The sequence below is a fragment of the Pseudomonas trutticola BRTCR10 genome (assembly GCF_056155105.1).
The window spans coordinates 3,218,307-3,239,767 of record NZ_CM149552.1 but is presented as its reverse complement, the minus strand read 5'-3'; the positions used below and the strand labels follow the sequence as shown (position 1 = coordinate 3,239,767).

General features: G+C 52.6%; 15 protein-coding genes and 1 pseudogene. 8 read left to right on the top strand and 8 right to left on the bottom strand.

Features of this window, described 5'->3' with window-relative positions; translation table 11 throughout:
* Positions 1-112: 112 nt before the first annotated feature.
* Complete coding sequence (locus ACVVH8_RS14475; protein WP_475230988.1) at positions 113-1,918, bottom strand: sensor domain-containing phosphodiesterase; 1,806 nt, start codon at positions 1,916-1,918, stop codon at positions 113-115.
* Positions 1,919-2,328: 410 nt separating this feature from the next.
* On the opposite strand from ACVVH8_RS14475, the gene ACVVH8_RS14470 reads away from it, so the two are divergent.
* Entirely contained in the window at positions 2,329-2,478 is a 150-nt protein-coding gene (locus tag ACVVH8_RS14470) for a hypothetical protein (RefSeq protein ID WP_475230986.1), read from the top strand.
* 567 nt (positions 2,479-3,045) lie between these two features.
* Here the strand turns inward: ACVVH8_RS14470 and ACVVH8_RS14465 are convergent.
* Both ACVVH8_RS14465 and ACVVH8_RS14460 read right to left on the bottom strand, forming a co-directional pair.
* Positions 3,046-3,174, bottom strand: coding sequence for a hypothetical protein (locus ACVVH8_RS14465; protein WP_475230984.1), 129 nt, complete (start codon positions 3,172-3,174; stop codon positions 3,046-3,048).
* Positions 3,175-3,443: 269 nt separating this feature from the next.
* Positions 3,444-3,905 carry an outer membrane lipoprotein gene (locus tag ACVVH8_RS14460; protein ID WP_475231181.1) on the bottom strand — a complete coding sequence of 154 codons (462 nt, stop codon included), beginning with the start codon at positions 3,903-3,905 and terminating at the stop codon, positions 3,444-3,446.
* Between the two features lie 602 nt (positions 3,906-4,507).
* Between ACVVH8_RS14460 and treZ the strand changes: the two genes are divergently transcribed.
* Together treZ and ACVVH8_RS14450 are read left to right on the top strand one after the other, a co-directional pair.
* Positions 4,508-6,286, top strand: coding sequence for a malto-oligosyltrehalose trehalohydrolase (treZ, locus tag ACVVH8_RS14455; RefSeq protein ID WP_475230982.1), 1,779 nt, complete (start codon positions 4,508-4,510; stop codon positions 6,284-6,286).
* Between the two features lie 1,164 nt (positions 6,287-7,450).
* Positions 7,451-8,635 (top strand): DUF2252 domain-containing protein, encoded by a 1,185-nt coding sequence (locus ACVVH8_RS14450; RefSeq protein WP_475230980.1) that lies wholly within the window; start codon positions 7,451-7,453, stop codon positions 8,633-8,635.
* 341 nt (positions 8,636-8,976) lie between these two features.
* On the opposite strand, the gene ACVVH8_RS14445 is transcribed toward ACVVH8_RS14450, so the two are convergent.
* The gene (locus ACVVH8_RS14445; RefSeq protein WP_475230978.1) at positions 8,977-12,636 is read right to left on the bottom strand and encodes an autotransporter domain-containing protein; all 3,660 of its coding nucleotides are present in this window, start codon (positions 12,634-12,636) and stop codon (positions 8,977-8,979) included.
* 785 nt (positions 12,637-13,421) lie between these two features.
* Positions 13,422-13,646, bottom strand: a complete 225-nt coding sequence (locus ACVVH8_RS14440; RefSeq protein ID WP_475230976.1) for a hypothetical protein — start codon at positions 13,644-13,646, stop codon at positions 13,422-13,424.
* A 544-nt stretch (positions 13,647-14,190) separates the two neighbouring features.
* On the opposite strand from ACVVH8_RS14440, the gene ACVVH8_RS14435 reads away from it, so the two are divergent.
* Genes ACVVH8_RS14435 through ACVVH8_RS14420 form a run of 4 tightly spaced genes read left to right on the top strand, consistent with a single transcriptional unit; the run spans position 14,191 to position 17,564 of the window.
* Complete coding sequence (locus tag ACVVH8_RS14435; protein WP_475230974.1) at positions 14,191-14,730, top strand: AAA family ATPase; 540 nt, start codon at positions 14,191-14,193, stop codon at positions 14,728-14,730.
* 3 nt (positions 14,731-14,733) lie between these two features.
* Positions 14,734-16,413, top strand: coding sequence for an adenylosuccinate synthetase (locus tag ACVVH8_RS14430; RefSeq protein ID WP_475230972.1), 1,680 nt, complete (start codon positions 14,734-14,736; stop codon positions 16,411-16,413).
* 3 nt (positions 16,414-16,416) lie between these two features.
* Entirely contained in the window at positions 16,417-17,067 is a 651-nt protein-coding gene (locus tag ACVVH8_RS14425; RefSeq protein ID WP_475230970.1) for a DUF7002 family protein, read from the top strand.
* Positions 17,068-17,093: 26 nt separating this feature from the next.
* Positions 17,094-17,564 (top strand): NUDIX hydrolase, encoded by a 471-nt coding sequence (locus tag ACVVH8_RS14420; RefSeq protein WP_475230968.1) that lies wholly within the window; start codon positions 17,094-17,096, stop codon positions 17,562-17,564.
* A 209-nt stretch (positions 17,565-17,773) separates the two neighbouring features.
* On the opposite strand, the gene ACVVH8_RS14415 is transcribed toward ACVVH8_RS14420, so the two are convergent.
* The 3 genes and pseudogenes from ACVVH8_RS14415 to ACVVH8_RS14405 all read right to left on the bottom strand — a co-directional run.
* On the bottom strand, positions 17,774-18,697 hold the full coding sequence (locus ACVVH8_RS14415; protein ID WP_475230966.1) for a Kiwa anti-phage protein KwaB-like domain-containing protein: 924 nt from the start codon (positions 18,695-18,697) through the stop codon (positions 17,774-17,776).
* 3 nt (positions 18,698-18,700) lie between these two features.
* Positions 18,701-19,279 (bottom strand): hypothetical protein, encoded by a 579-nt coding sequence (locus ACVVH8_RS14410; protein ID WP_475230964.1) that lies wholly within the window; start codon positions 19,277-19,279, stop codon positions 18,701-18,703.
* A gap of 653 nt (positions 19,280-19,932) precedes the next feature.
* Positions 19,933-20,536 (bottom strand): annotated as a pseudogene (locus ACVVH8_RS14405) (histidine phosphatase family protein); the annotation flags it as partial.
* A gap of 93 nt (positions 20,537-20,629) precedes the next feature.
* Between ACVVH8_RS14405 and ACVVH8_RS14400 the strand changes: the two are divergent.
* Positions 20,630-20,800, top strand: a complete 171-nt coding sequence (locus tag ACVVH8_RS14400) for a DUF3320 domain-containing protein (RefSeq protein ID WP_475230962.1) — start codon at positions 20,630-20,632, stop codon at positions 20,798-20,800.
* The last annotated feature ends 661 nt before the right edge of the window (positions 20,801-21,461 follow it).

Below are 21,461 nucleotides of genomic sequence, written 5' to 3'. Positions count from 1 at the left end.
TTCATTTAAGAAAGTATAGCTGCATTTTTTCAAAGTGCCATTTGCGAGCGGCTGACGGATGCAGGCAATGTTTTAGAGTGCTATCAGGAAATATAGTCTTGCTGATACGCCTCTATCCTGATCGGGTTAGCAGTACGCGCTGATCATCACGTAAAGCTCGTGAGTCAAGCCAGGCCACAAGGCATTCGGCAGACATTGGTTTTGCGAACAAATAGCCTTGGCCTTCTGTGCAGCCCCATTCCTTGACTAACCTCAGAACCTCCTCTGTCTCAATACCTTCAGCTACGATGCGATAATCTAATCGATCGGCAAGCTCAATTAAGGTTTTTACGAGACGTTGGTTTTTTTCATCCTCATTCAAACGTGAGGTCAAAGACTGGTCTAGTTTAACTGTCGTTGCTGGAATTTGACGCAGATATGTCCAATTGCTGTAGCCTGTGCCGAAGTCATCTATAGAAATTTCCATGCCTAACGTCCTCAAGCGCTGCAACTGAGTAGATACTTCGGCAGCATTGGTTATCAGCTCACTTTCTGTGAATTCCATTTCTATTTTATTGGCTTCCAAATCGAATGCCTCCAGCAAGCTTTCTGCACGGTCAACAAAGGCTGGGCTTTCAAGATCGCTAACTGTTATATTCATAGCTATTCGAACAGGTCTATCTTCCAGTTGCCACGCTTTTGCTTGACGTATGACTTCGTGAAGCACCCACTCCGAAAGTGGCTGCATAAGGGCAGTTTTTTGAACGAGTGGGATGAACTCGGCAGGATTCACCAGTCCGAGAACGGGGTGCGTCCACCTCAATAATGCTTCTACACACGTACATTGTCCTGTTTTCAGATCAATCTGTGGTTGATACATGAGCCACAGTTGACCGTTGCACTTCAATGCATTGGATAAATAGCTCAGGAGCATAAACGCTCTTTGGTGGGCTTCGTCGAACTTACTTTCATACCCCGCCCAGCCCGTTTTACGATCCCGAGCGTTATCAGCGGTGCTAACAACCAGCCTTAACCAGTCTTGGGACAGTTGATTCTTGTTTTCTAACGCTAATACACCCACCCCCACCTGCATGAGTATAGGGATGCCGTCGCACTCAATAGGCTCCTTGAAGTCCTCAACTATTGGATTGCACAGCTGGGCGAGCGGACGTAAGCCAGGGGAAATAAATCCAAAGCGCGTGGGGCTTACTTTGTATAAATGACAGTGCTCAGGCAAGAATTTCAACAATCGATCTTTGATGGCAAGCACTAGGTCTTGAGCAAAACTGTACCCTAGTGCCTTGACCATGTCATTGAGGAATTTTGGTGTTAGTACGTCAATTGCTACAAGTTGTGAAGTTTCGCCGTTGCGCAGTACTTCTCTAATATCTTCTTCTAGTCGAAGCCTGTTGAATAATCCTGTCGGCTGATCGACAAAGTTTCGTACACGGACGCCCATTATCCGCATCATTACAAGCTCTGCGAAATAAACAAGCATGGACTTTTCACGTTTATTCAGCGCAGACCTGGGCTTTGTATCTATGATGCACAAGCTTCCAAGACTGAGGCCATCCTCAGTCATCAATGGGGCGCCTGCGTAATACCTGATAAAGGGAGGGCCTGTCACAAGGGGATTGTCCTTGAAGCGATCGTCAAGGCGAGCGTCGAGTACCTCCAAAGGCTGCTTTGTGAGAGCGGAATATGCGCAAAATGAGGTTTCTCGCGGCGTCTCATTGACATCGATACCGACACGTGCGCGGAACCATTGACGGTGACGTTCAACAATGGTTATCAAGGATATAGGGGCATCGAAAAACTCTGCAGTCATCGATACGACCTTATCGAAGACCTCATCTGAGTTACTTTCAAAGGGGCATAAATCAGCGACTTTTGCCAAGCGTATGGCTTCGTCTGCCGGCAACGGGGCGCCTTTATCCATAATTTCCTCGATTTGGCACAATCGTCGCACTGTACCGAGTTTCCGTCCCTATCGCTGAATCGCGCTTTCTATGATTCTGATAGAAAATGCCTCGTATAGTTCGAATGATCGTTCAAGAGGGTCGAGGCGCAGGTGTTTACGAAAATGGCTAGGAACCCCAGCAAACCGATTATTGGTATGAAAAAAAACGAACGTCGAAAACGCATTCTCCCTCCAACCTTCAATGCCTCATTAAAGCAGGGATCAACGGGGTGGGGCGCGCACACGAAGTCGTCTGCAAGTGACTGAGATTGTGCAGCACGAGACGATGCATCGGGTTTGAACGTAAATGCTAATAAGTGATAACGGGGGCTATTTATATGCATGCTGATCATAAGCGAGAAATGCTTATAGCGTGGCGCGAGCTATTTATGAGCCCGCAAATTGATTTCACTCCCGAGGAACATTACGAGAAGCTGTTAAAATTGGCTGACAGACTGGAGCATAACGGAGTCATTTCAGCTACAGAATGGCGTCAACTGATCCGTGAAGCAAGTAAAGTCATTGCTGGATCAAGATAAAGCTTTATTACGTCTTGGGTTTATTTAGCAATGAAGCAGTCTGAGGCGTAGTGTGATGTGTTCGATCATTTTCGCAAAAACTGCATTTACTATAATTGCGCTCGTCAAAAGCGCGATAATACTTGGCCACTTTTTGGAAGCATCAAGACGAGAGTAAAATCACCTGCGAACGCCGTTCGTCGCTCCGTTGAAGCATTCTTATTCTCACCCAGTCTAAAAAATATCAGTTCATGCGGACTGTGAGCGTTTGCGGGTTTTAAAAATGAACGATATTGACGATTTTAGAATTCACTCCCATGAGCTGCTTTTGGAATTGGATGCAGCTACATGTAGAATGATGATGTTAGTCTCCGCTGGCACGACTTCAGGGCCACAATGGATAGAAGCCGTAAGAGAGCAACATGAATGCTTTGAAAGATGGATTGTTTTTGTGAACCAAAATACTCACTCGGCTTCTCCTTAGAAATCGTTAGGCTAAGGGAGAATTGCGACGGTACCATTCTGCTCGGGCGTTCTCAGCTTCTTCCTTGAGGCACGTTAGTTCGTCTTCTGTAATTAATCCGATCTTCAAAATAGCCTGGCAATTCCCGAACGCGCCGCTGTACAGCTTGTTGAGTGCTGCTTCGTCTCTGGCTTCTGAAAAAAGTCAAAATGGCTTTTTGCTTTGGCCAGCGCTGCGGCTTTGACGATCGACATAATAGGGGCTCCTAACCCAAGCATTGATTTGCGATCTGTTACCTGTCAGTAAACCGTTCCCCAATCAGCATCAGAATAGGCCATGTATCCAAGCAAAAGGAAATCGGATCAGAGCAATAGCACCTTGGTGGTCATGTCAAATTACCGGTTTCGGCGTGAGAGTGACGTTATTTGATCACCATGCTGGATAACCAGACGCCAATTTGTCTGTTGGTTAGCTGGAGCTGGAGCTGGAGCTGGAGTTGGAGACTAGGAGCAAGAGCTGCCCGTCAGTGAGTCACCCGACTTGTGCCATTCACAGTCAATATTTTCACCCGCTCTCCTGTTCGGAATACTTCATTTTCTTGTACCTGTTGAACGTAGGCTCGCATGCTACCGTCATCCTCTCGGACGGTAATCTCTACCCCTTGAGTGCGCATCAACCCTTCCTCAGTCGCAGAGCCTATCAATCCGCCAGCCACCGCACCTATGACCGCTGCGACGATACTGCCGCGTCCGCCGCCAATCGCACTACCTCCAACGCCACCGACAACGGCTCCTGCACCCGCCCCAATGGGTGTTTTGGTTCCCTCAATTTTGACAGGTCTTAAGGAGTAGATCGTGCCCATTCGGACTGTCTGTGCTGCCCGCGCATCCTCCCTGGTGTAAGAGTCGCCACCCAGGTTTTGAGCACAGCCTCCCACCACCAATAGGCTGGTTAATACAATCGATGCGAGGGGAAAGGCGGACATTGATTTCATTTCTAGCAACTCCCATTTAATAGTTTGGACAGCGCTCCCTTTGAGGCGTCACTTCTTCCGTTAGGTTGATTGGTTCCTTAAATGATAAACGTCATACAGCTCCGGCATGACCAGGGGGGGGGAGAGCAGTAATCCGGTGCTTAGAAGTAGACCAGGGCTTCGGCCAGCCGCGTCAGTTGGTTCGATCGCACCCCGAGCGAACGCGTGATCTTCGGCGTTGCCGTCGAATACGTCGTATCGTGCTTCGGGGGAAGCGAAGGGTACCTATTCAAGTCGTAACGCGGTCGATATCGGGGCTGTTGATACAGTTGACAGGGATCTTGGCCTTCACTGTCCTCCTACGAGCGATTAAACACTACCGAGATAATGGCTAAATTCCCATCCGGACTCAGGCAATAGCTTGTGTCCTGAAAAATATGGAACGGGTTACGGGTGGCTTGATCCATGGGTAATGGGGAGAGGAGGCCGCGTATCATCGGACAAGCGATCCTGTCTAGGTAGAGATGGGTTTGAAAGCGTCCATAGCCGTTGTGCAAATCCAATCAGCCTCTCCAATTTATGCATGCGAAGTAGCAGTGTGAGGGGAGTGACGAATGACTCTGCACAACGAAATGAGCGGACGCCATGGAGCGTTGGTAATTGATCAACATCTTACTCGTTTCGCTCTATGGGCTCCTGATGCAGACGCGGTCAATGTTGTCACAAACGATGGTCGATCGTTTGCGATGTTGCCGGAAAACGATGGCTGGTTTGTCCTCGAAACGTCATGCCCCGCTGGCACCCTCTACAAATACAAGATCAACCATGATGTTGAGGTTCCAGACCCCGCTGCAAGAGCGCAAAAAAAGGATGCTCATGGTTATAGCGTTGTAGTCGACTCAGAAGCTCGATGCTGGCAGCACTCGGAATGGTGCGGGCGACCTTGGCATGAAGCCGTCATATACGAGCTCCATGTTGGGCTCATCGGCGGCTACCCTGCGACGGAAAGAATACTGCCGCGTTTGGCTGACCTAGGCTTCACCGCCATTGAATTGATGCCACTGGCGCAGTTTCCAGGTGACCGCAACTGGGGTTATGACGGCGTGCAACCCTATGCGCCTCAATCTTCTTACGGCACTCCGGAAGAGCTTAAGTCTTTAATCGACGCAGCACATGGATTAGGTCTGGCGGTCATTCTTGATGTTGTTTACAACCACTTCGGCCCAGACGGTAATTTCCTACATGTCTATGCCAAACAGTTTTTCCACACTGACGAGAAAACCCCTTGGGGCGATGCTATCGATTACAGCCGCCGTGAGGTGCGCGATTTCTTCATCGATAGTGCCCTTATGTGGTTGTTTGAATATCGCTTTGATGGTTTGCGTTTAGACGCCGTTCACGCCATTGGTGACCCAACGTTTTTAACAGATTTTTCGGCTCGCATTCGAGGAGAATGTCAACAGCCCCGCCAGGTTTGGCTTATCTTAGAGAATGAGCTAAATGAGGCGCACCGCCTCGAACAAGGTTTCGATGCGCAGTGGAACGATGACGGCCATAACACACTGCATGTCTTGCTTACAGGCGAAACCGATTCGTATTACGCTAACTTTGCCGTAGCAACCACAGAGAAACTCGCCCGTTTGCTGAGTGAGGGATTCGTTTACCAAGGCGAGCTCACACCAGATGGAAATTCTCGGGGCGAGCCAAGCGGTCATTTGCCCTCAAGCGCGTTTGTACTCTTTTTGCAGAATCACGATCAGATTGGTAATCGTGCTATGGGTGAGCGGCTGGCGCACATCACATACGAACCAGCGCTGCGAGCGGCGACGGCTTTGCTATTGCTTTCCCCGATGATCCCGCTGGTGTTTATGGGTGATGAGTGGGCGGCGGATGAACCCTTCCTTTTTTTCACGGACTTTCATGATGAATTGGCGGAGAAAGTATGTGAGGGCCGCCGAAAGGAATTTGAGGGATTCACCGCGTTTGCTGATCAGAGTCAGCGAGATCGCATTCCGGATCCCAACGCTGAATCCACCTTTGTAAGATCTAGGCCTGCGTTTGATGCGCTGAGTCGAGCGAACGATTTAAGTCAAAGTCACTGCAATTGGTTACTGTTTTACCGTGAACTTTTGGAGATCCGTCATCGAGAACTTATCCCGAGGCTGGAGGGTGCTCATCCAATTGATGCGCAGGTTTTAGGTGATAAAGCCGTTTCAGCACGATGGCGGATGGGTGACGGGTTAACACTTCGAATTGATCTAAATCTTGGTGAGGAATACGTTTCTGTAAACGAAATACCTACCGGCCACATTCTTTATAAAACGTCAGTGGAGGAGGAGCGATTCTCAGCAAATATACTCAATCCGTTTTCGATAGTTATCACAATTGGATAAGGCTGTATCTGGAATTTGGGAGGTATGCCCGTTAAACATGCCGCTTACTGGGTTTTTCAGAAGCGTCATCTGAATCTCTTAGGAAAAAGGTGGATGAGAGCCATCTTCGATCTCCTAGGTTCACTCTAGAGGGTGTATTTTGTGAGAATCATTGATGAAATCCCATATCGCTTGTTCCCACCTAGGGCAGCGGAATCGGTAGAGAAGTTGACGGCTGGTTTTCCAGCTCTTCTTTGTATAGCGTAGTACTCCATTGTCCCTTGGGGGACACGAGAATCTATTAGTAAGCATTCGTGGTGAGTACGACGCTCAACCGTTATCTGAGCTGGGTGATGTTGAAGAACTCGTGGGCCAAAAATCAGATATGAGACCAGGGGAACGCGTATGAGTGGCTGCGACCTGTTTGCACTGAAAGCGTCACCGCCCTGAACTTCTGCTCGATTTGGTGAGTCGACAAAAGATCAATGTGATCTGCAAGAGTTTGAGGGTAGTTTTCGAGCCTTGGCAGCGGCCAACCAAGGAACGGGCATAAATAAAAGGGGTGAAGTCAATGAACTGTCTTATCTGTGTGGGAGCGGCGGAGCGTATTCAGTGCACTGGCCCTTGGGAAGAAAGGCACTGTCCAGAATGTGGCCACTACCGGATATCGGATGAGCTCCTACTGACCTTGATGGAACAGGGACAGATTTTTGATGTTCATAAAACGAGGGATTGGCTTAAAGAAAGACAGATAGATGTTGGCGTCCCTTTGATCGAAGCGCATGAGGCGTTGCTAGCCCTGTGAAAAGTAACACCAGACTAGGCTCCTAGCCGCAGAACGATTACAGCAGATTTTCCTCCCTTTTCAGCGCCAAGGATTAGAATTTGTCCTTTGAGCGTTTATGAAACCGCTGTCCCTTTTGGCGTGGTCAACCCAGGATGATCCTGTGGGCAATAGGCTAACCTCCACTTTTGATCGTGACCGCTGCCAATTAGGTGAGCGTCAGTGATCATGTCGATTTATTACAAGTCATGGAACTGGTAGATCAAGCTCCCAAGAAATGGGGGGTGAAGCATGCCGCGCTTGTTCTACCCGCTGAATAGGATGGGGGGGGGCTTTGTAATATTTTGAAACATTTTGGAGTGGGCCAAGGTCGAAAGTATTCAACCATCAGCGAGCTTCAAATGAAAATTCCTCGCCCATCCGAACGCCTTGAGACGCTCTCGCAGATTAGAAATCTGAAGATGGCGAGATCTGCTCATGCTTATGTTCGAGGTAGCACAGTTCAGTTTTATGAGTGGTTGCATAGTCAGCCGGGGCGCCGTCTTCCATCAGGGCCCTCTGTGTGGATTTGTGGTGACTGTCATGCAGGCAATCTTGGGCCGACTGGGGATCTGAAAGGTCAGATTGATATTCACATTCGCGATCTTGATCAGACTGTTATAGGGAACCCCGTTCATGATCTCGTCAGACTGGCGCTATCCCTAGCGACAGCGGCTCGCGGATCTGATTTGCCGGGTGTCGCAACAGCACGGATGCTGGAGGAAATGATGCGTGGCTACGAAAGGGCATTTGAAGAGGATACCGGTAAAGAGCCTGCGCGACCTGACCAGGTGAAGGCAGGCATTCGGAGCGCGGTTCGCAGAACATGGAAACATTTGGCTCAAGAGCGTATCGAGAATGTCAAACCAACGATCCCTTTGGGCAAACACTTTTGGTCACTCTCACGATCTGAGCGTGCGTCACTCAAAACGCTGTGCGACACGCCAGAGATTCACACGTTGGTGACTTCGTTAAAAGGACGATCGAAGGCAGACACCGTAACACTGCTTGACTCGGCTTACTGGGTAAAAGGATGCAGCTCGTTGGGGCTCAAGCGCTATGCGATGCTCTTAGGGGTGGGTGAGGAAGATGAGCAGGAATATTGTCTGCTCGATGTAAAAGAGGCCGTTGCAGCCGCTGCTCCTCGTGTCGCCAAGGCAGCGATGCCCCGCGACAACGCAAAGAGAGTGGTCGAAGGTGCCCGGTTTCTTTCGCCTGGGTTGGGCAACCGCATGATTGCCACGCGAGTGCTTGACCATGGCTTTTTCGTTCGTGAACTCTTGCCACAGGATATGAAGCTTGAGCTCGACCAACTGAGCCAAAACGAAGCAAAGTTGGCAGCAGGTTATCTTGCCCGAGTCGTAGGCATGGCACATGCCCGGCAGATGGATATGGCGACCCGTTCGGATTGGATTAAAGAGTTGCAAGCTAGCAGATCCAAAACACTTGATGCCCCATCCTGGCTTTGGTCTAGCGTTGTTCAGTTGGTCGGTAACCATGAGCGGGGTTACCTAGAGCACTGTCGTCGGTATGCACTTCAGCATTGAGTTCAGTGCGATGTTTCTTGGGTGCAATGTGAGGCTGAAAGTCAGTTCAATTAAGTTAGGGAAGTAAACCGCTGTCTTCCTTGACTCTAGAGTGCGCAAACACTGACCGTAAGTCGCGACCGATTGCGTCGGCAAGGTTCTGAACAGTAATGATCTTCCTACTGGCGATGAGACCATCTCATCTCCAGATGAAAAGAAGAACGCAGTTCGCGCAGAGCTTGGCTGAATGCTCACTTTTTTCAAAACGAATTTCCACCGCCTCGGATGCCCGTATGCTCTGAAAGAACTACCTGAGTTACCTGCCCAAGCCGTGTCGCGAACTACGTAAGCCACTTCCTGATTTAGAATCGAGTCCCCAGCCTGAGCATCAGTGCATGGGATCTGGAATCGTCCCCCAACCCGTAAGAGCCTTGGTAGGTTACGCCTGTCGTCAACCCGCCTGGCAGGGCAACGTCAGCTCCCAGCGCGACGGTCATCAAGTTTTCGCTTTGCCCCTGAGTGGACACACCAAAGGTGGAGTCACTGATGTCGGCGTACCCCATGCGTGCCGTGCTGTCACCGCTGAAGGTGTGGCTGTATTCGAGGCGACCACGCAGGGTCAGCTCGGTCGGCTTGAGTGAAAAGCCGTATTGTCCGCGCAGACCACCAGTACCTGACAACACGTTCATGCGTTGTGCCGCGTATGCCAGGTCGAACGCGCCGCTGCCAGACTCACGGTATCCATTGAGATTCGTCGATGACACGTCGACGCGGCCATAGGGTGCGATACGCAAGGTGTCTTCCCTGAATTCATAACCCGAGCTGAGCGAACCGAAGAACTGATCGCCGTCACGCGAGCCCTTGGCGTATCCGCCGTTATCGGTCACATAGCGGCGACTGTCGAACGACAGGTTGCTGTACCCGAGCAAGCCGTCGATGAATACGCGCCCCGGGTGGAAACTGCCGTAGATTGCGCCGCTGAAGGAATCGCCTTTGCTGTGGCTGCCTTGGGAACCGATATCGCTGGAGTCCCGGCCATACCCGAAACCGATGCCGGCGGTGAAGGCATCAAAGAAGCAATAGTCGACGCCGGCACTCATGCCGACCATGGTGCTGTCGAGCTTCACATCGTCTCGGCGGGTATCACTGACGTTGACGTAGCCACCGCTCCAGAACGACAGGTTCTCATCTCCTAGGAGTCTGCTGTTTGAGCCGGGCGCTGCGGACAATTGTGGGGAGGCTGTGCGATCGCTGCCACTGAGTGACGACAGTGCCTGGTACATCTCCGAGGCGCTGGTATTGCCGGTGCGTGACTGGCGTGATTGCGGCAAGCCGAGTTGCAAGCTGAAGCTGCTGCCACGACGGTTCTCTTTGTCGTGCAGTTGTTCGAGGCGGTCGTTGAAGTTGTCGATCTGTGCGCGGGCAAAACGTGCGGCACTTTGCGCTTGGGCGCCGAGCATGCCGATCACTTCCTGGTCTTTGCTCGGGTCGGAACGTCCGGCCACTTGCAGCGTCAGAGTGATGGGGTGCGATGCGCCCCAGCGATTGCTGAGGGTGTAACGGATGATCGCAGCGCCTGAAGCTTGTGCGGCAGCCACAAAGGTCAGACTCGTCCCGCTGAGCGTCGTCTGTCCCATGGCTTTGGAAGGCGTGTCCACCAATGCCGCGCCGGTGAATGGCCCGTCGCTGATGCCATCGGCCAAGTTCACGGTGACGGCCTGCCCAGCGTACAAGGATGCGCTGCGGTCGGCGCCGCTTGGCAACGTGCCGCCGATGCTCAGGCTGTAAGCGACATTGAGCGTCGCACCGGTGGCGTCCGTGATTTGCACGGCAATGCTCGCCGAGCCTGTTTCCGAAGGTGTGCCGGAAATTGTCCCGGAGGAAGCATCGATGTTCAGGCCCGACGGCAGTCCGATAGCGCTGAAACGATAGGGGCTGCTGCCACCGCTTACGCTCAATGCTTGTGAGTAACGTGTACCGATTGTTGCCGCTGGCAGCGACCCAGCGGCGGGGGAAACGATCAGGGTAGGGGCCGAAATCGTCAGGTTGACCGTCGCTGCCGGTGAGGTGCCTGAGGCATTACTGGCGGTGTAGGTGAAGCTGTCCGTCCCAGAGAACCCGGCGACTGGCGTATAGGTGATCGTCAGGCCTCGGGCCATCGCACTGCCGTGCAATGGCGCCGTGACAACCGCGACCGACGTGGCTGTTCCCCCCGCCAGTGACCGCGCAATGCTGCCGCTGCTATTGGCAGCGATGGCGGCGGAAACCGGGTTGGCCACAGGCACTGGCCCACCTGCAATGCTTAGCGTGTAATTGGCATTGCCGACGGCGCCATGTCGATCCGTCACGCTGACAGAGGTGTTGAAGCTGCCAGGACTGGTGGGCGTACCACTCAGAACGCCGCTGGCTGCATCGAGGGTCAGACCGGCGGGAACTCCGGAGCTTGTATAGCTGTAAGGCGCCGAGCCCCCGGTAGAGCTGAATGATTGACTGTAGGCCGTTCCCGCCTGACCGGCAGGCAACGCACCGGCAGCCGGGGTCAACACCAGTGTCGGCGCCGTCACCGTGAGCGTGACCGTCGCGGGGGAGGAGGTGCCTGACAAGTTGCTCGCGGTGTAGGTGAAGCTATCTGGGCCTGAGTAACCTGTCGCGGGGGTGTAGGTGATCGTGGTGCCACTGGCAACCGCAGAACCGTGGAGCGGGGCAGAAGCGACAGCAACCGAACTTGCAGCACCGCCGGACAGCGCGAGGTTCACTGGCGTACTGGCATTGGCGGCAACCGTGGCAGAAACAGCACCGGTGACGGGCAGTGCGCCGGCGACGATGCTGACCGAATAGCCCATGCTACCCGTTGCGCCATGGCTGTCGGTGGCCGTAATCGTGAAGTTGAAACTGCCGACACTGGTGGGTGTACCGCTCAACATGCCGCTGGCCGAATCAAGGTTCAAACCGGTCGGAACAGCCCCTGAACTTGCGTAGCTGTAAGGCGCGGTTCCGCCCATAGCGCTGAGCGATTGACTGTAGGCTGTACCGATCTGGCCTGCGGGCAAGGAACCCGGGGTCACCGCCAGCGTTGGCTGTGTCACGGTGATGGATACGGTGGCTGCCGAAGAGGTACCCGCCGTATTGCTCGCCGTGTAAGTGAAGCTGTCCGTTCCCGAATAACCCGCAGCCGGCGTATAGGTGATGGAGGTGCCGCTAGCGGTGGCAACCCCGTGTACAGGGCCAGATGCAACGGCGACCGACGTCGCAGTACCGCCTGAGAGGGCCAATGTAATCGGGTTACCGGAACTGTTGGCAGCCACGGTTGTGCTCACATTGCTCGCATTCGGTGCGGCGACGCCCCGAGTGACGGTGATGGTGTACAGGTGCGTGGTGCTGCCGTCCTGGGCGGTGCCCATCACGCTGATCGTGTTCGGCCCCGTGTTCAGGCTGATGCCTGGAGATGTAGCGCCCGAACCGACGTTCATCCCGTTGACCGTGATTGTGGCATTACTGTCGGAGGCCGTCGGCGTGAGAGTGATTGACGATATGTTGCTCGCAACCGCGACGTTGTAGGTACTGGTGCCCGATGAAAATGAAGGTGACAAAGTACCGACTGAGGGGATCAGGTTAGACAGGGTGGCATCACTGGAGACTGCCGCACCGCAATTGATGGTCACCGTGCTGAGGTAAGTACCGACCTTGATGTTGATGAACAAACCGTTAGTGAGATCCGCAGCAGATGCGGTACCAGTGTGGCTTCCTGAGCTCCCCGTGTTGCTGCGGTAATCGAAGTAGGGCGAGAAGGTGCTCGGATTGCGCAGGATCACGTTATCGGCGGACGACGGATTGCTGTTGCCGACGTTGCCGCCGTTGTCACTGAACGTGACCGAGACACTCTCGCCGGCGGAGAAGGAACCAGCAGGAAAGGAGCGTGAGAACGTACCCGAACCGCTCAAACCGTTAAGCGTCGTGCAGCTCGCCGACAACGCATAGGCTGATGAGGAATCGAACAGCAGGCTGCAGATGGCGAGTGCCATGAACACAAAAAACCTGGAAACCCTGGATGAAACGTATTGACCTTTCAGTGCCGTGGTTTCGCAGACAAGCTTTCGTGTTGGATACATGCAGAGAAACCTGATTCAAAGGCGGAGTGCGGGTTAGCCGAGCGCGCGCAATGCTGCCCATTCTGGCGACTCGTACGGTATCGACTGCGCTGAATGAGTCTTTAAGGCGTTGCTTTAGGGGTGGTCTACGGCGTTTTCGTCAGGCGTTTGACAGACCGTGAACGAGATGGTGGCAATATGGCATTGCCGGTAGTGAATCGCAATGCGTCTTCCGTAGCAGAAAGGCGCGTCATAATCGCGGGGCCGTATGTGGAGACGTCGTCCCTTCGGGCCTTATGCCCGCCTATGAATGGTGATCAAAATTGACTGATAGGCTCCGATTTTGATACGTGCAAAATTATTGAGAATTATGGCGTGGCGATAATTATGGCTTGCCAATAATTTAATTAGTTCACAGTCTTTTGCTCGAGATTATGTCACCCCGCGCTGCTGTTAGAGGGGCTGCTTGCGCAGCCAAGCGCTTACCTTTTCCCGTTTGTTAAGAATTCCAAGCTTCGGCATTCCCGCATTGAGGAGAGTAAGCAGTCGTTGTCTGTACGTCACATCACTGCGAGTCATTTCTAGGCGTTATTGGAGGTATGCGTTGTCACGGTTCATCCTTGACTGAGCGCATCATCATTTCTGTAAGCGAGGCTTCGGTCGTTGGGGTTCGGGGCACTTTATTTTGGAGGCGACGATGCTTGCTCAAGGTGTGATGGCTAATAAATCGACGTCCCAGGATTTCCCCCCAACTTAGCAATCCCCTGCTTGATATACCCGGCATTCTCGCCAATCTTTTCCAGTGCAACACGTGCATTGTCGCAAGCCTCAGATGACCCGCGCTGCTCCTCCAGCAGGACGAGCTCCATCAGTGCCGCTTCGATCGCCAGTTGGTTTTCGTACATTCTTGCCAATACGTCGGGAAGGGAATATTGCTCGGCCATGACTCGACTCCGTTCGGGTTAAGAGCAAAGCGTAGCAGGGGTTTGATGATGACCTGGAAGGGAGAGCTCGCTCCTTCGGGCCAATGGGCCCGGCTCACCTAATCAGCCGAGCATCTCCTTGATAATGGATGCAACGTTCCTTGCATCGTCTATCTCACGGTGATAGGTACCTTGCCAAACCAAGCCCTAAGACTCTGCCGTTTGCTTAAGTGATTTCTGTCGATCGTTATATAAGCTTGCATGCGATTTTTTGGCATTGAAATGAGTCAGACCGGCGAGCCGGGAAGGACACGCAGCAGGCTAGGGGGGCGGGTTCATTAGATATCTGCAGAGAGACTTAGTAATGTCTATGTCGGACGCCTTTATTGAGATCTAACCTCTATGTTAGCGATGAAAACCCTGGGGCAGACGTGATAAGGGATCCTTTTCCGGATGCGTGAATTCGCCGGATGAGCTACTGCCTGATTTGTGTGGAAAAAACATACCAACTTAGCTGGGCAAGCTACGCTATAGCGTGAATTCGCAGGGCAGGGATCGTCAGCACGTGAAGCGACTACTTCTTTTGAGCGGCCCGATTGCCGGTGGCAAGACGTCAGTTTCTGCCTCGCTGCAAGAACGTCATGGGTTTGTTCCCATCAGCAGTGGCGCTTTTTTGCGGGCTCAGCTCGCTGCCCAGAATGAGCCAATTGATCGCCTTCATCTCCAAGAGCTCGGTGACTCCCTCGACAGAACAACTGACTTTTCCTGGCTCATAGAGTCTGTGGCAAGTCCGGCCATTAAAGCTCGACCAGATGCTCATAACTGGTTGTTGGATGCAGTCCGAAAACCCCAACAAGTAGCGCTATTCAGGCTTCGCTTCGGAGATGTAGTGAAGCATGTGCATATCGTCGCGCCAGATCCTGTTCTTGAGCAGCGCTATGCTGCCCGTGACTTAAACCCTCTCGAAGACTACCGGGCAAGTGTACTGCACCCGAACGAGCAGACTGCGCGTTCGCTTTCAGGCTTTGCGGACAAAATTCTGCACACCGAAGAGTACACCTCGGAGGAAATTGCAGATCAGATCATGAGTATCTGGGAGAAGTAGCGCATGGAAACTCGGCAGATTGTGGTGATTAGCGGCAAGACCTGTAGCGGCAAGAGTGGATTGGCCAATTTGTTGGAAAAGGAATTTGGTTTTGCCGTGGTCAGCAATCGCCGGCTCATTGATGACCCACAGTGGCGTCTCCGGATGGAACAACCAGAGATGCTTGGTCGGCGGCGCGAACTCGATGATGTCGACTTCGACCAGTGGATGCTTCTTGAAACCCATGCTATGTGCAAGAAGGAAAAGGCTGGCCGACCGTTAGTGGTTGATCACCTAAATGCACTCGAACAGGTGCTGAAGTTTCGACAGGCGTTCGGAACCGACCTCGTGCATGTGCACCTCTACGCGAGTGACCCGACACTGCACGAGCGTTATAGAAATCGGGTCAAGGGCGACTCCGATCCATCGCCGTATGATGAGGTCAATCAACTCAGGGATCAGTCGGAAATTCAAGCTCTTAAAGATGATGCTGACGTCCGCATCTACACCGATCGTTCCGACTCAAATGACACGCTCGTGCGTGTCGCTGCCCGTTTGCATCTGTACGCGCCACCAGGAATCAGGTGTGTAGATGTGCTCATTGGCGGGCAGTATGGAAGCGAGGGTAAGGGCAACATCGTCGCCTACCTGGCGCGTGAGTACGATGTGATGGTTCGCGTTGGTGGGCCTAACGCCGGACACACCGTTGCCAGTTCGGCTGGGCCTTATACATACCATCATCTGCCTTCAGGGTCGCGAGATGTGACCGCTCGGCTCCTCCTCGGCCCAGGCATGACCATTCACTTGCCTGGTCTTTTAAGAGAGATCGATGAGTGTGGTATCAGCGAAGACCGACTATTCATCGATCCTCAAGCCACCATCATTGAGGATGAGGACATAGGGACTGAGAAAAAAGGACACCTTGTCTCAACTATCGCATCCACAGGAAGCGGAAGTGGAGTCGCGGCAGCTCGACGTATTTTGAACAGAGGTAAGGAGATCCGGCTTGCGCGAGACGTGGAAGTACTCCGCCCATACGTCGGAATTCCAGGAAATTATCGTGGCTGCACCTCAGACCGTCTGGAGGAAGCTTATCGCAATGGCCACTCTATTTTGTTGGAGGGTACTCAAGGTAGCGGGTTGAGCATTTTCCACGGGGACTATCCGCATGTAACGTCCCGCGACACGAACGTTGCCGGTTGTCTGGCTGAGGCTGGGATATCACCCAGCCGAATTCGCAAAATACTCATGGTCGTCCGCCCGATGCCTATCCGCGTTGGAAATCCGGATGGTAGCAGCGGCCATACGTCTGGGCCCCTCAAGCATGCGACAACGTTTGATGCGATCGCGGAGGATGCGGGACTGGAGGCCAAGGCATTGAACTCGGCAGAGAAGACTTCCACAACAAAGCGTAACAGGCGAGTGGGCTGGTTTGAGTGGGATCAATTCCGCAGAGCCTGCGCGCTCAACGCCCCCACCGATATAGTCCTTACATTCGCAGACTATCTGAAGTCCACTAATAGTAAAGCTCGTAGATTCGAGCAGCTTGACCCGGACACGATCAAGTTTGTCGAGGAGTTGGAGCGTGTGTCTCAAGCCCCTGTATCTCTAATAAACACAAGATTTCCCCGAGACCCAGACACCAGCGATTTACGGTCACTGATTGATCGACGCAATTGGACTGCACGTTCTGACAGGAGATAGGCAATGGATCTGGGCAAGTTGATCGAGCTTTACCCTCGGGTTTACCACATGGCCGAATGCGGTGCCTGGGACAGCATTCGCACGCGCGGTTTGATGAGTGCCACAGCAGTCCTGGATCACCTCGCAGTGGGAGGTGGCGACCGAGCTCGATACGAGAGCGAACATCGTGGGGAGAAGATGGATGTGAGAGCTGGAGACCCTTCCCACATCGTGCTCCGTGATCAGAAGCCCATGCCTGAGGGACGCTTGATTAGGGCCCTCACGGATGGGACAACACCACGTCAGTGGTATGAGTTGATCAACAGCAAAGTTTTCTTCTGGGCTGAGGAAAAGCGCCTTCATGGTTTGCTTGGGGCTCGTGATTATCGCAGGCTCGAACACGATGTCCTGACTCTGGATTCGACGACGTTAATTCCCGCATATGCAGAGGCCATTTGGCTGTGCCATATGAACTCGGGCAATACTTGGCCCATGCCGCATCGTCGCGGTACGCAGATTTTTTGTAGAATTCCAGATTACCCAGTGAAACCTTCCGGCAAGCCGGTTAAAGATGTCGTCGAGCTGGTAGTAGATTACGCTGTTCCAAACATCGCTGACTATGTGGTCGAAGTCCGACGCATGAAGGGCATTGAAGTCTTGGGCGTAATTGAGTAGTGCTCATCTGAACGATTGGAAAGGGTATGCCACGACGCCGTGTAGCTTCACGAATTTTGCTCGTTAGCTCGTCCCAGCGGTTATTGCTTTTCAAGGTCTGCTACAAAACGGGGGCGATGGCTGGAAGGTGTTACTGGGCCACGCCTGGTGGCGGGCTACGTAGTGGTGAGTCTTTTGAGGCGGCAGCGTTTCGTGAGCTTTATGAGGAGACAGGCATTCGCACTCAGTCGGTGGGGCATTGTTTTGCACATAAGGAGTTCATCTGGCAAATGCCGGACGGAGAACGTGTGCTTGCAGTTGAAAATTACTATGTGGTGCGTACAGCTGTTGAGCAATGTTCGACAGCACGGTGGAGCGCCCGGGAGCGAGAGGTCATATGTGAGATCAGATGGTGGGCGGAAAATGAGTTGAGGACTAGCACTGAAGAAATTCTGCCGTCAGATCTGCCTATCCTATTTGCCCAAGCCTTGCTTATATCGCTCCCTAACGACGGCTAGGTAGTGGCCATTTGGGAGTTGCAAAGACAAGTGAGCCCGCACTCACCAGGATGAATAAGGGTGGGGAAAGCGAAAGCAGTCTTGGGCCCGCTTGCAACTGTCACTTGAGTATCGGTAGGGAGACATCGATCGAGTTAAATATTGGTTTCCAAGCGCCTCTCATTGGGTGTCTTCACCTAGCAGATATCAAGCCTATCGGCTGAAAAACCTCATGCGATAGGGTTCGCCGAGGGCACGTCAAAGTCGTGCCCGGTCAGCTCTGAATGAAGCCTGTGATTCAACAGAACTTGAATTATTGCGCGTACCGACTCGACGGATGGGACAATCTTGCCATTGGCGTCAAACGTTATATTCCACTGCCGCTCATTGTTGACTAACCGTAGTTTTTCCATAAAAGCGACGTCGTTGTAGTACGCACGCTCCTGTACCACCGCCATCCTGCGTAAATGCATGGTATTGCTACCTACATGGTCAACCAACACTGCCATGTCAGAGAAGATCGCCTGAAAGCCCGCGTCAGCCCGCAGCTCGGTGAACGAGGTGACGTAAGTTTGTTTGTACTCAAGGATCGATTCGAAGTTACCTTTGTTGGTGACCAGAATGTCGGTATTGAGAACGAAGAAATCAAACCGTTTGGGAATGATGAATGCTTCATCTCCCGCCAGGTCGAGCTGGTTGCGGTTTAGCACAAGGTTGAGAACATTTGCGCGTTTCTTCACCTTCCAGTCGTTCCCGAGACGGCACACGCAATGTAGCGTGTCCGTGCCGATAGTCAGGCGAACGAGGTACCCTAGGCTTCCCTCCAGATCCGAGATGGCCTCAATAAGATGCTCCTCGGGTGGAGTGCTGACGAGATCTTCCAACTGAGGGAAAATCGTCTCATCGGATTCAAGATAGAGGCAGGAGCTCTCGTTGATCGTTGCGATGAGGCTGTAATCCTCGACCTCGGTGCACCGATCAATCCATTGTCGAGCAATTCGCCTGAGCTCAATCTCCAACTCGGGCGTCGCAACCACCGAGTATGCTCGGAATTTGGCGGCTTTACTGGCGCTCTTTTTGAACGCCCAAACGCTCAATGTAGCGTTTGTCATATCTAAACCCCGCAGCCTGTTCAACGCTTCAACTGCAGCCATCACTTACTCCTTTTTTGTGAGAACGTAAATTCCGTGGATGACACAAGAGCTAAGTTTGTCCCCAGGGTAGACCTTGGTCTTGGCAAGGGCGATAACGCTGCGCTCCCTACCGGAGGTGATTACTTCTAGTTCATGCAACTGCCAGCCGATCGCCAAGAGCAGAGGATTCATGAGAATTTGGCCAGATCTGTAGGTGATGAGAAACATCCAGGCCAAGAACACTATAAAGCCGTAAAACTTACCGTCGCTTCCCAAGTCAAGACCCATGAACGATACGACGTAGGGAAAAACGTAATTGATCAGGTCATTGGGAACCGTCTTTGACTCCTTGACGGTGAGCTCATGATCGGCCGGCAAGCTTTTGAGAACCCAGGTGAAGAAGGCGAGGCTTATCAGGCATATGATGAATAGCATCAGCGAGCGACCCGCATTCATTAGGACAGGCATGGTGCAGTTGTGAAGCGACCAGCAGATTGATTGCTTCCATGTAGCATCGGAGACGTCTTGGAGTAGCAAGATCACGCTCAACGGAAAGTATGATCCTAGGAACAGGAATACAGCCGGAAGGATTTTTACCTTCATTTTGCCCGCTCCGTGGTGTGCAGATCAGAAACCCTCGATTACTTAATATGGCTCTTTGCCACCGAAAAGGAAAACGAAGAATTACCGTTGCCATCGGCCAACGACGCCTGGTTTCAAGTTGGAGTCAAAAGTGCTGTCATCGATCAAGTGGTTCCTACCTAGCCTACCAATTGATCACCTCAAGCTAGCCCTAGCGCGGCCCTGGCTGGCATTAGCAGTGGTGAGAGGGGAGGTCGTGTTCAATCCATTTAGCGTACTACCACTGTGTGCACATAGCTTAGCTGTGGTTTGACGTAAGTGAGGGGATCGCTTATTCGGACTATTGGCCCCGGCTCACATAATCAGCCAAGCATTTCCTTAATGATGGTTGCAACGTTCCTAGCATTGTCGATTTTTCGGTGATAGGTACCCTGCCAAACCAAGCCCAACGACTCTACCGTTTGCTTAAGTGATTTAGGTCGATCGTCGCAAAGGCCGGCATGCCATTTCCTGGCATTGAAATGTGGTGCGCCTTCGTACAGGGAATGGCAGGCAGCAAAGCCTGCATCGCGCTCAAGCTGTCTTGCATCGTAGCTAACCGATGCCCAAGCCGCGTTTGGATAATTCTGGAGCTTGTTGAGATTAATCGCCCCATTTATGTCGATTGAATCACTCACTGCCCACGACGAATCACCTTGAGCACGGGTCACGACACACCCACAGCCATTACGGACGCGATTATCGATCTCGTACCTGCGCCATTCGATCATCGTTTGGGCATCAACCTGAAGTGGTTTGCGCTTGATGAGCCAAGCTACCGCATTTGAGAAATTGTCCGTGCGAAAAATCCAAGATGTCATGTGCCTGGTGAATGACTAGGCGATCTAGTCGAGCGCGGCCAACAAGCTCCAGAAACGACTCAGCACCTTCTCCATCAATGTAGGACGGATCTGCGTTCGCCCAATACTGCTCGACCCATGCCTTCCGTTGCACTACGGTGGTGTTCACACACCTAGTCGGATCAAGGTAGGTGAATTCCTCGATTGGCCATGTTTCGAATGGTGCTTCAGGGAATACGGAGATGGTCGCATCCGCCGTCGCTCGAGCCCGACAGAAAGGGGAGGCAATGATTAACTCAGGTGCACGGCCGATGGATTGCGCCACTCGTTTAGCTTGTTCGATCCCCTTTTCGGTGAGCGGGATACTTGCGAGATCAAGGGTTACTTCACCTGCATTGGCCGCGCTTTCTCCATGACGCACTAGCCTGACATTCTCCATTGGCTTACCTGCCGTTTCGCCGGCGCACAACCCCAGGGTAAGCGCCTAAAGTCCAATTACACACCCATTCACACCCATTTAAGTAAGCGAACGGTGAACACACCTACCTTGGAGCAGATGATTGTCCAGGGGGTGGCTGAAGAGGGGCCAGTGCTCGATACGGCACTTGCGAGGCGTATCGCGCGCTCATGGCTGGGTTTGAACCGGCTCACGCATTCGCGATCGTGTCGATCAAATTGCGCGGGCACGATTCCGTTATCATGATGAGGAGCAGTCTGGAACCTTCTTCTGGCCCGCTCACCTCCACTCTGATGCTAGCGTCGTCTTCCACAGGCTAGGTGATGACGATTCGACTCGGCCGCTTGCAGAGATTGTTTGCCGGAACTAAGTGCCCTTGTAGCGGAAATAACCAAGCGCGGGCATGTTGGTGAGGGGGTGATTTATGCGGTGGCCAAGGAAGCTGGGATCGGTAAGCTCGCCCATGCGGGACGTCAGCGTATCGAAAGAGCGATAGCGCGAAACGTTGAGTAGTACCCGAGGTGCGCTGTGATAGCGCCCTTTTTGTTCGGCGTTTAGAAGTGGCGCGCGGATAGCGTTCTTGCAAACCAGGGCTGGTTGCTGAAATAAGGACGCGTCGAATGCTTTTTCGAGGATACCCTTGGATCTGCCATATCTGTCAGCATCGCGATTGGACTGATTATCAGGCGTTGTCGCCTGCTGTTGTGTGCGATGTTTGTCGAGCTGAAAAAGAGCTGCCCGTCGGCATACCTTGGCATTTTCGACCGAACGATTTCCTAATTGAAGTCTTCGCTCTCGTAGTGTTTTGTCACTCGTTTGGCTCCTGTCAGCTCATTGTGATCGAGCGAGTGCGTCGTTCATGTATCTTGGGCCGACTTGCTTTGGCTACTTGCCAGACTCCAGAAAT

Coding starts and splice junctions, on each gene's coding strand:
- ACVVH8_RS14420 (WP_475230968.1), top strand. CDS start 17,094: ATGCCACGACGCCGTGTAGCTTCACGAATTTTGCTCGTTAGCTCGTCC.
- ACVVH8_RS14450 (WP_475230980.1), top strand. CDS start 7,451: ATGAAAATTCCTCGCCCATCCGAACGCCTTGAGACGCTCTCGCAGATT.
- ACVVH8_RS14410 (WP_475230964.1), bottom strand. CDS start 19,279: ATGAAGGTAAAAATCCTTCCGGCTGTATTCCTGTTCCTAGGATCATAC.
- ACVVH8_RS14445 (WP_475230978.1), bottom strand. CDS start 12,636: ATGGCACTCGCCATCTGCAGCCTGCTGTTCGATTCCTCATCAGCCTAT.
- ACVVH8_RS14475 (WP_475230988.1), bottom strand. CDS start 1,918: ATGGATAAAGGCGCCCCGTTGCCGGCAGACGAAGCCATACGCTTGGCA.
- ACVVH8_RS14465 (WP_475230984.1), bottom strand. CDS start 3,174: ATGTCGATCGTCAAAGCCGCAGCGCTGGCCAAAGCAAAAAGCCATTTT.
- ACVVH8_RS14440 (WP_475230976.1), bottom strand. CDS start 13,646: ATGGCCGAGCAATATTCCCTTCCCGACGTATTGGCAAGAATGTACGAA.
- ACVVH8_RS14460 (WP_475231181.1), bottom strand. CDS start 3,905: ATGTCCGCCTTTCCCCTCGCATCGATTGTATTAACCAGCCTATTGGTG.
- ACVVH8_RS14430 (WP_475230972.1), top strand. CDS start 14,734: ATGGAAACTCGGCAGATTGTGGTGATTAGCGGCAAGACCTGTAGCGGC.
- treZ (WP_475230982.1), top strand. CDS start 4,508: ATGACTCTGCACAACGAAATGAGCGGACGCCATGGAGCGTTGGTAATT.
- ACVVH8_RS14470 (WP_475230986.1), top strand. CDS start 2,329: ATGAGCCCGCAAATTGATTTCACTCCCGAGGAACATTACGAGAAGCTG.
- ACVVH8_RS14415 (WP_475230966.1), bottom strand. CDS start 18,697: ATGGCTGCAGTTGAAGCGTTGAACAGGCTGCGGGGTTTAGATATGACA.
- ACVVH8_RS14425 (WP_475230970.1), top strand. CDS start 16,417: ATGGATCTGGGCAAGTTGATCGAGCTTTACCCTCGGGTTTACCACATG.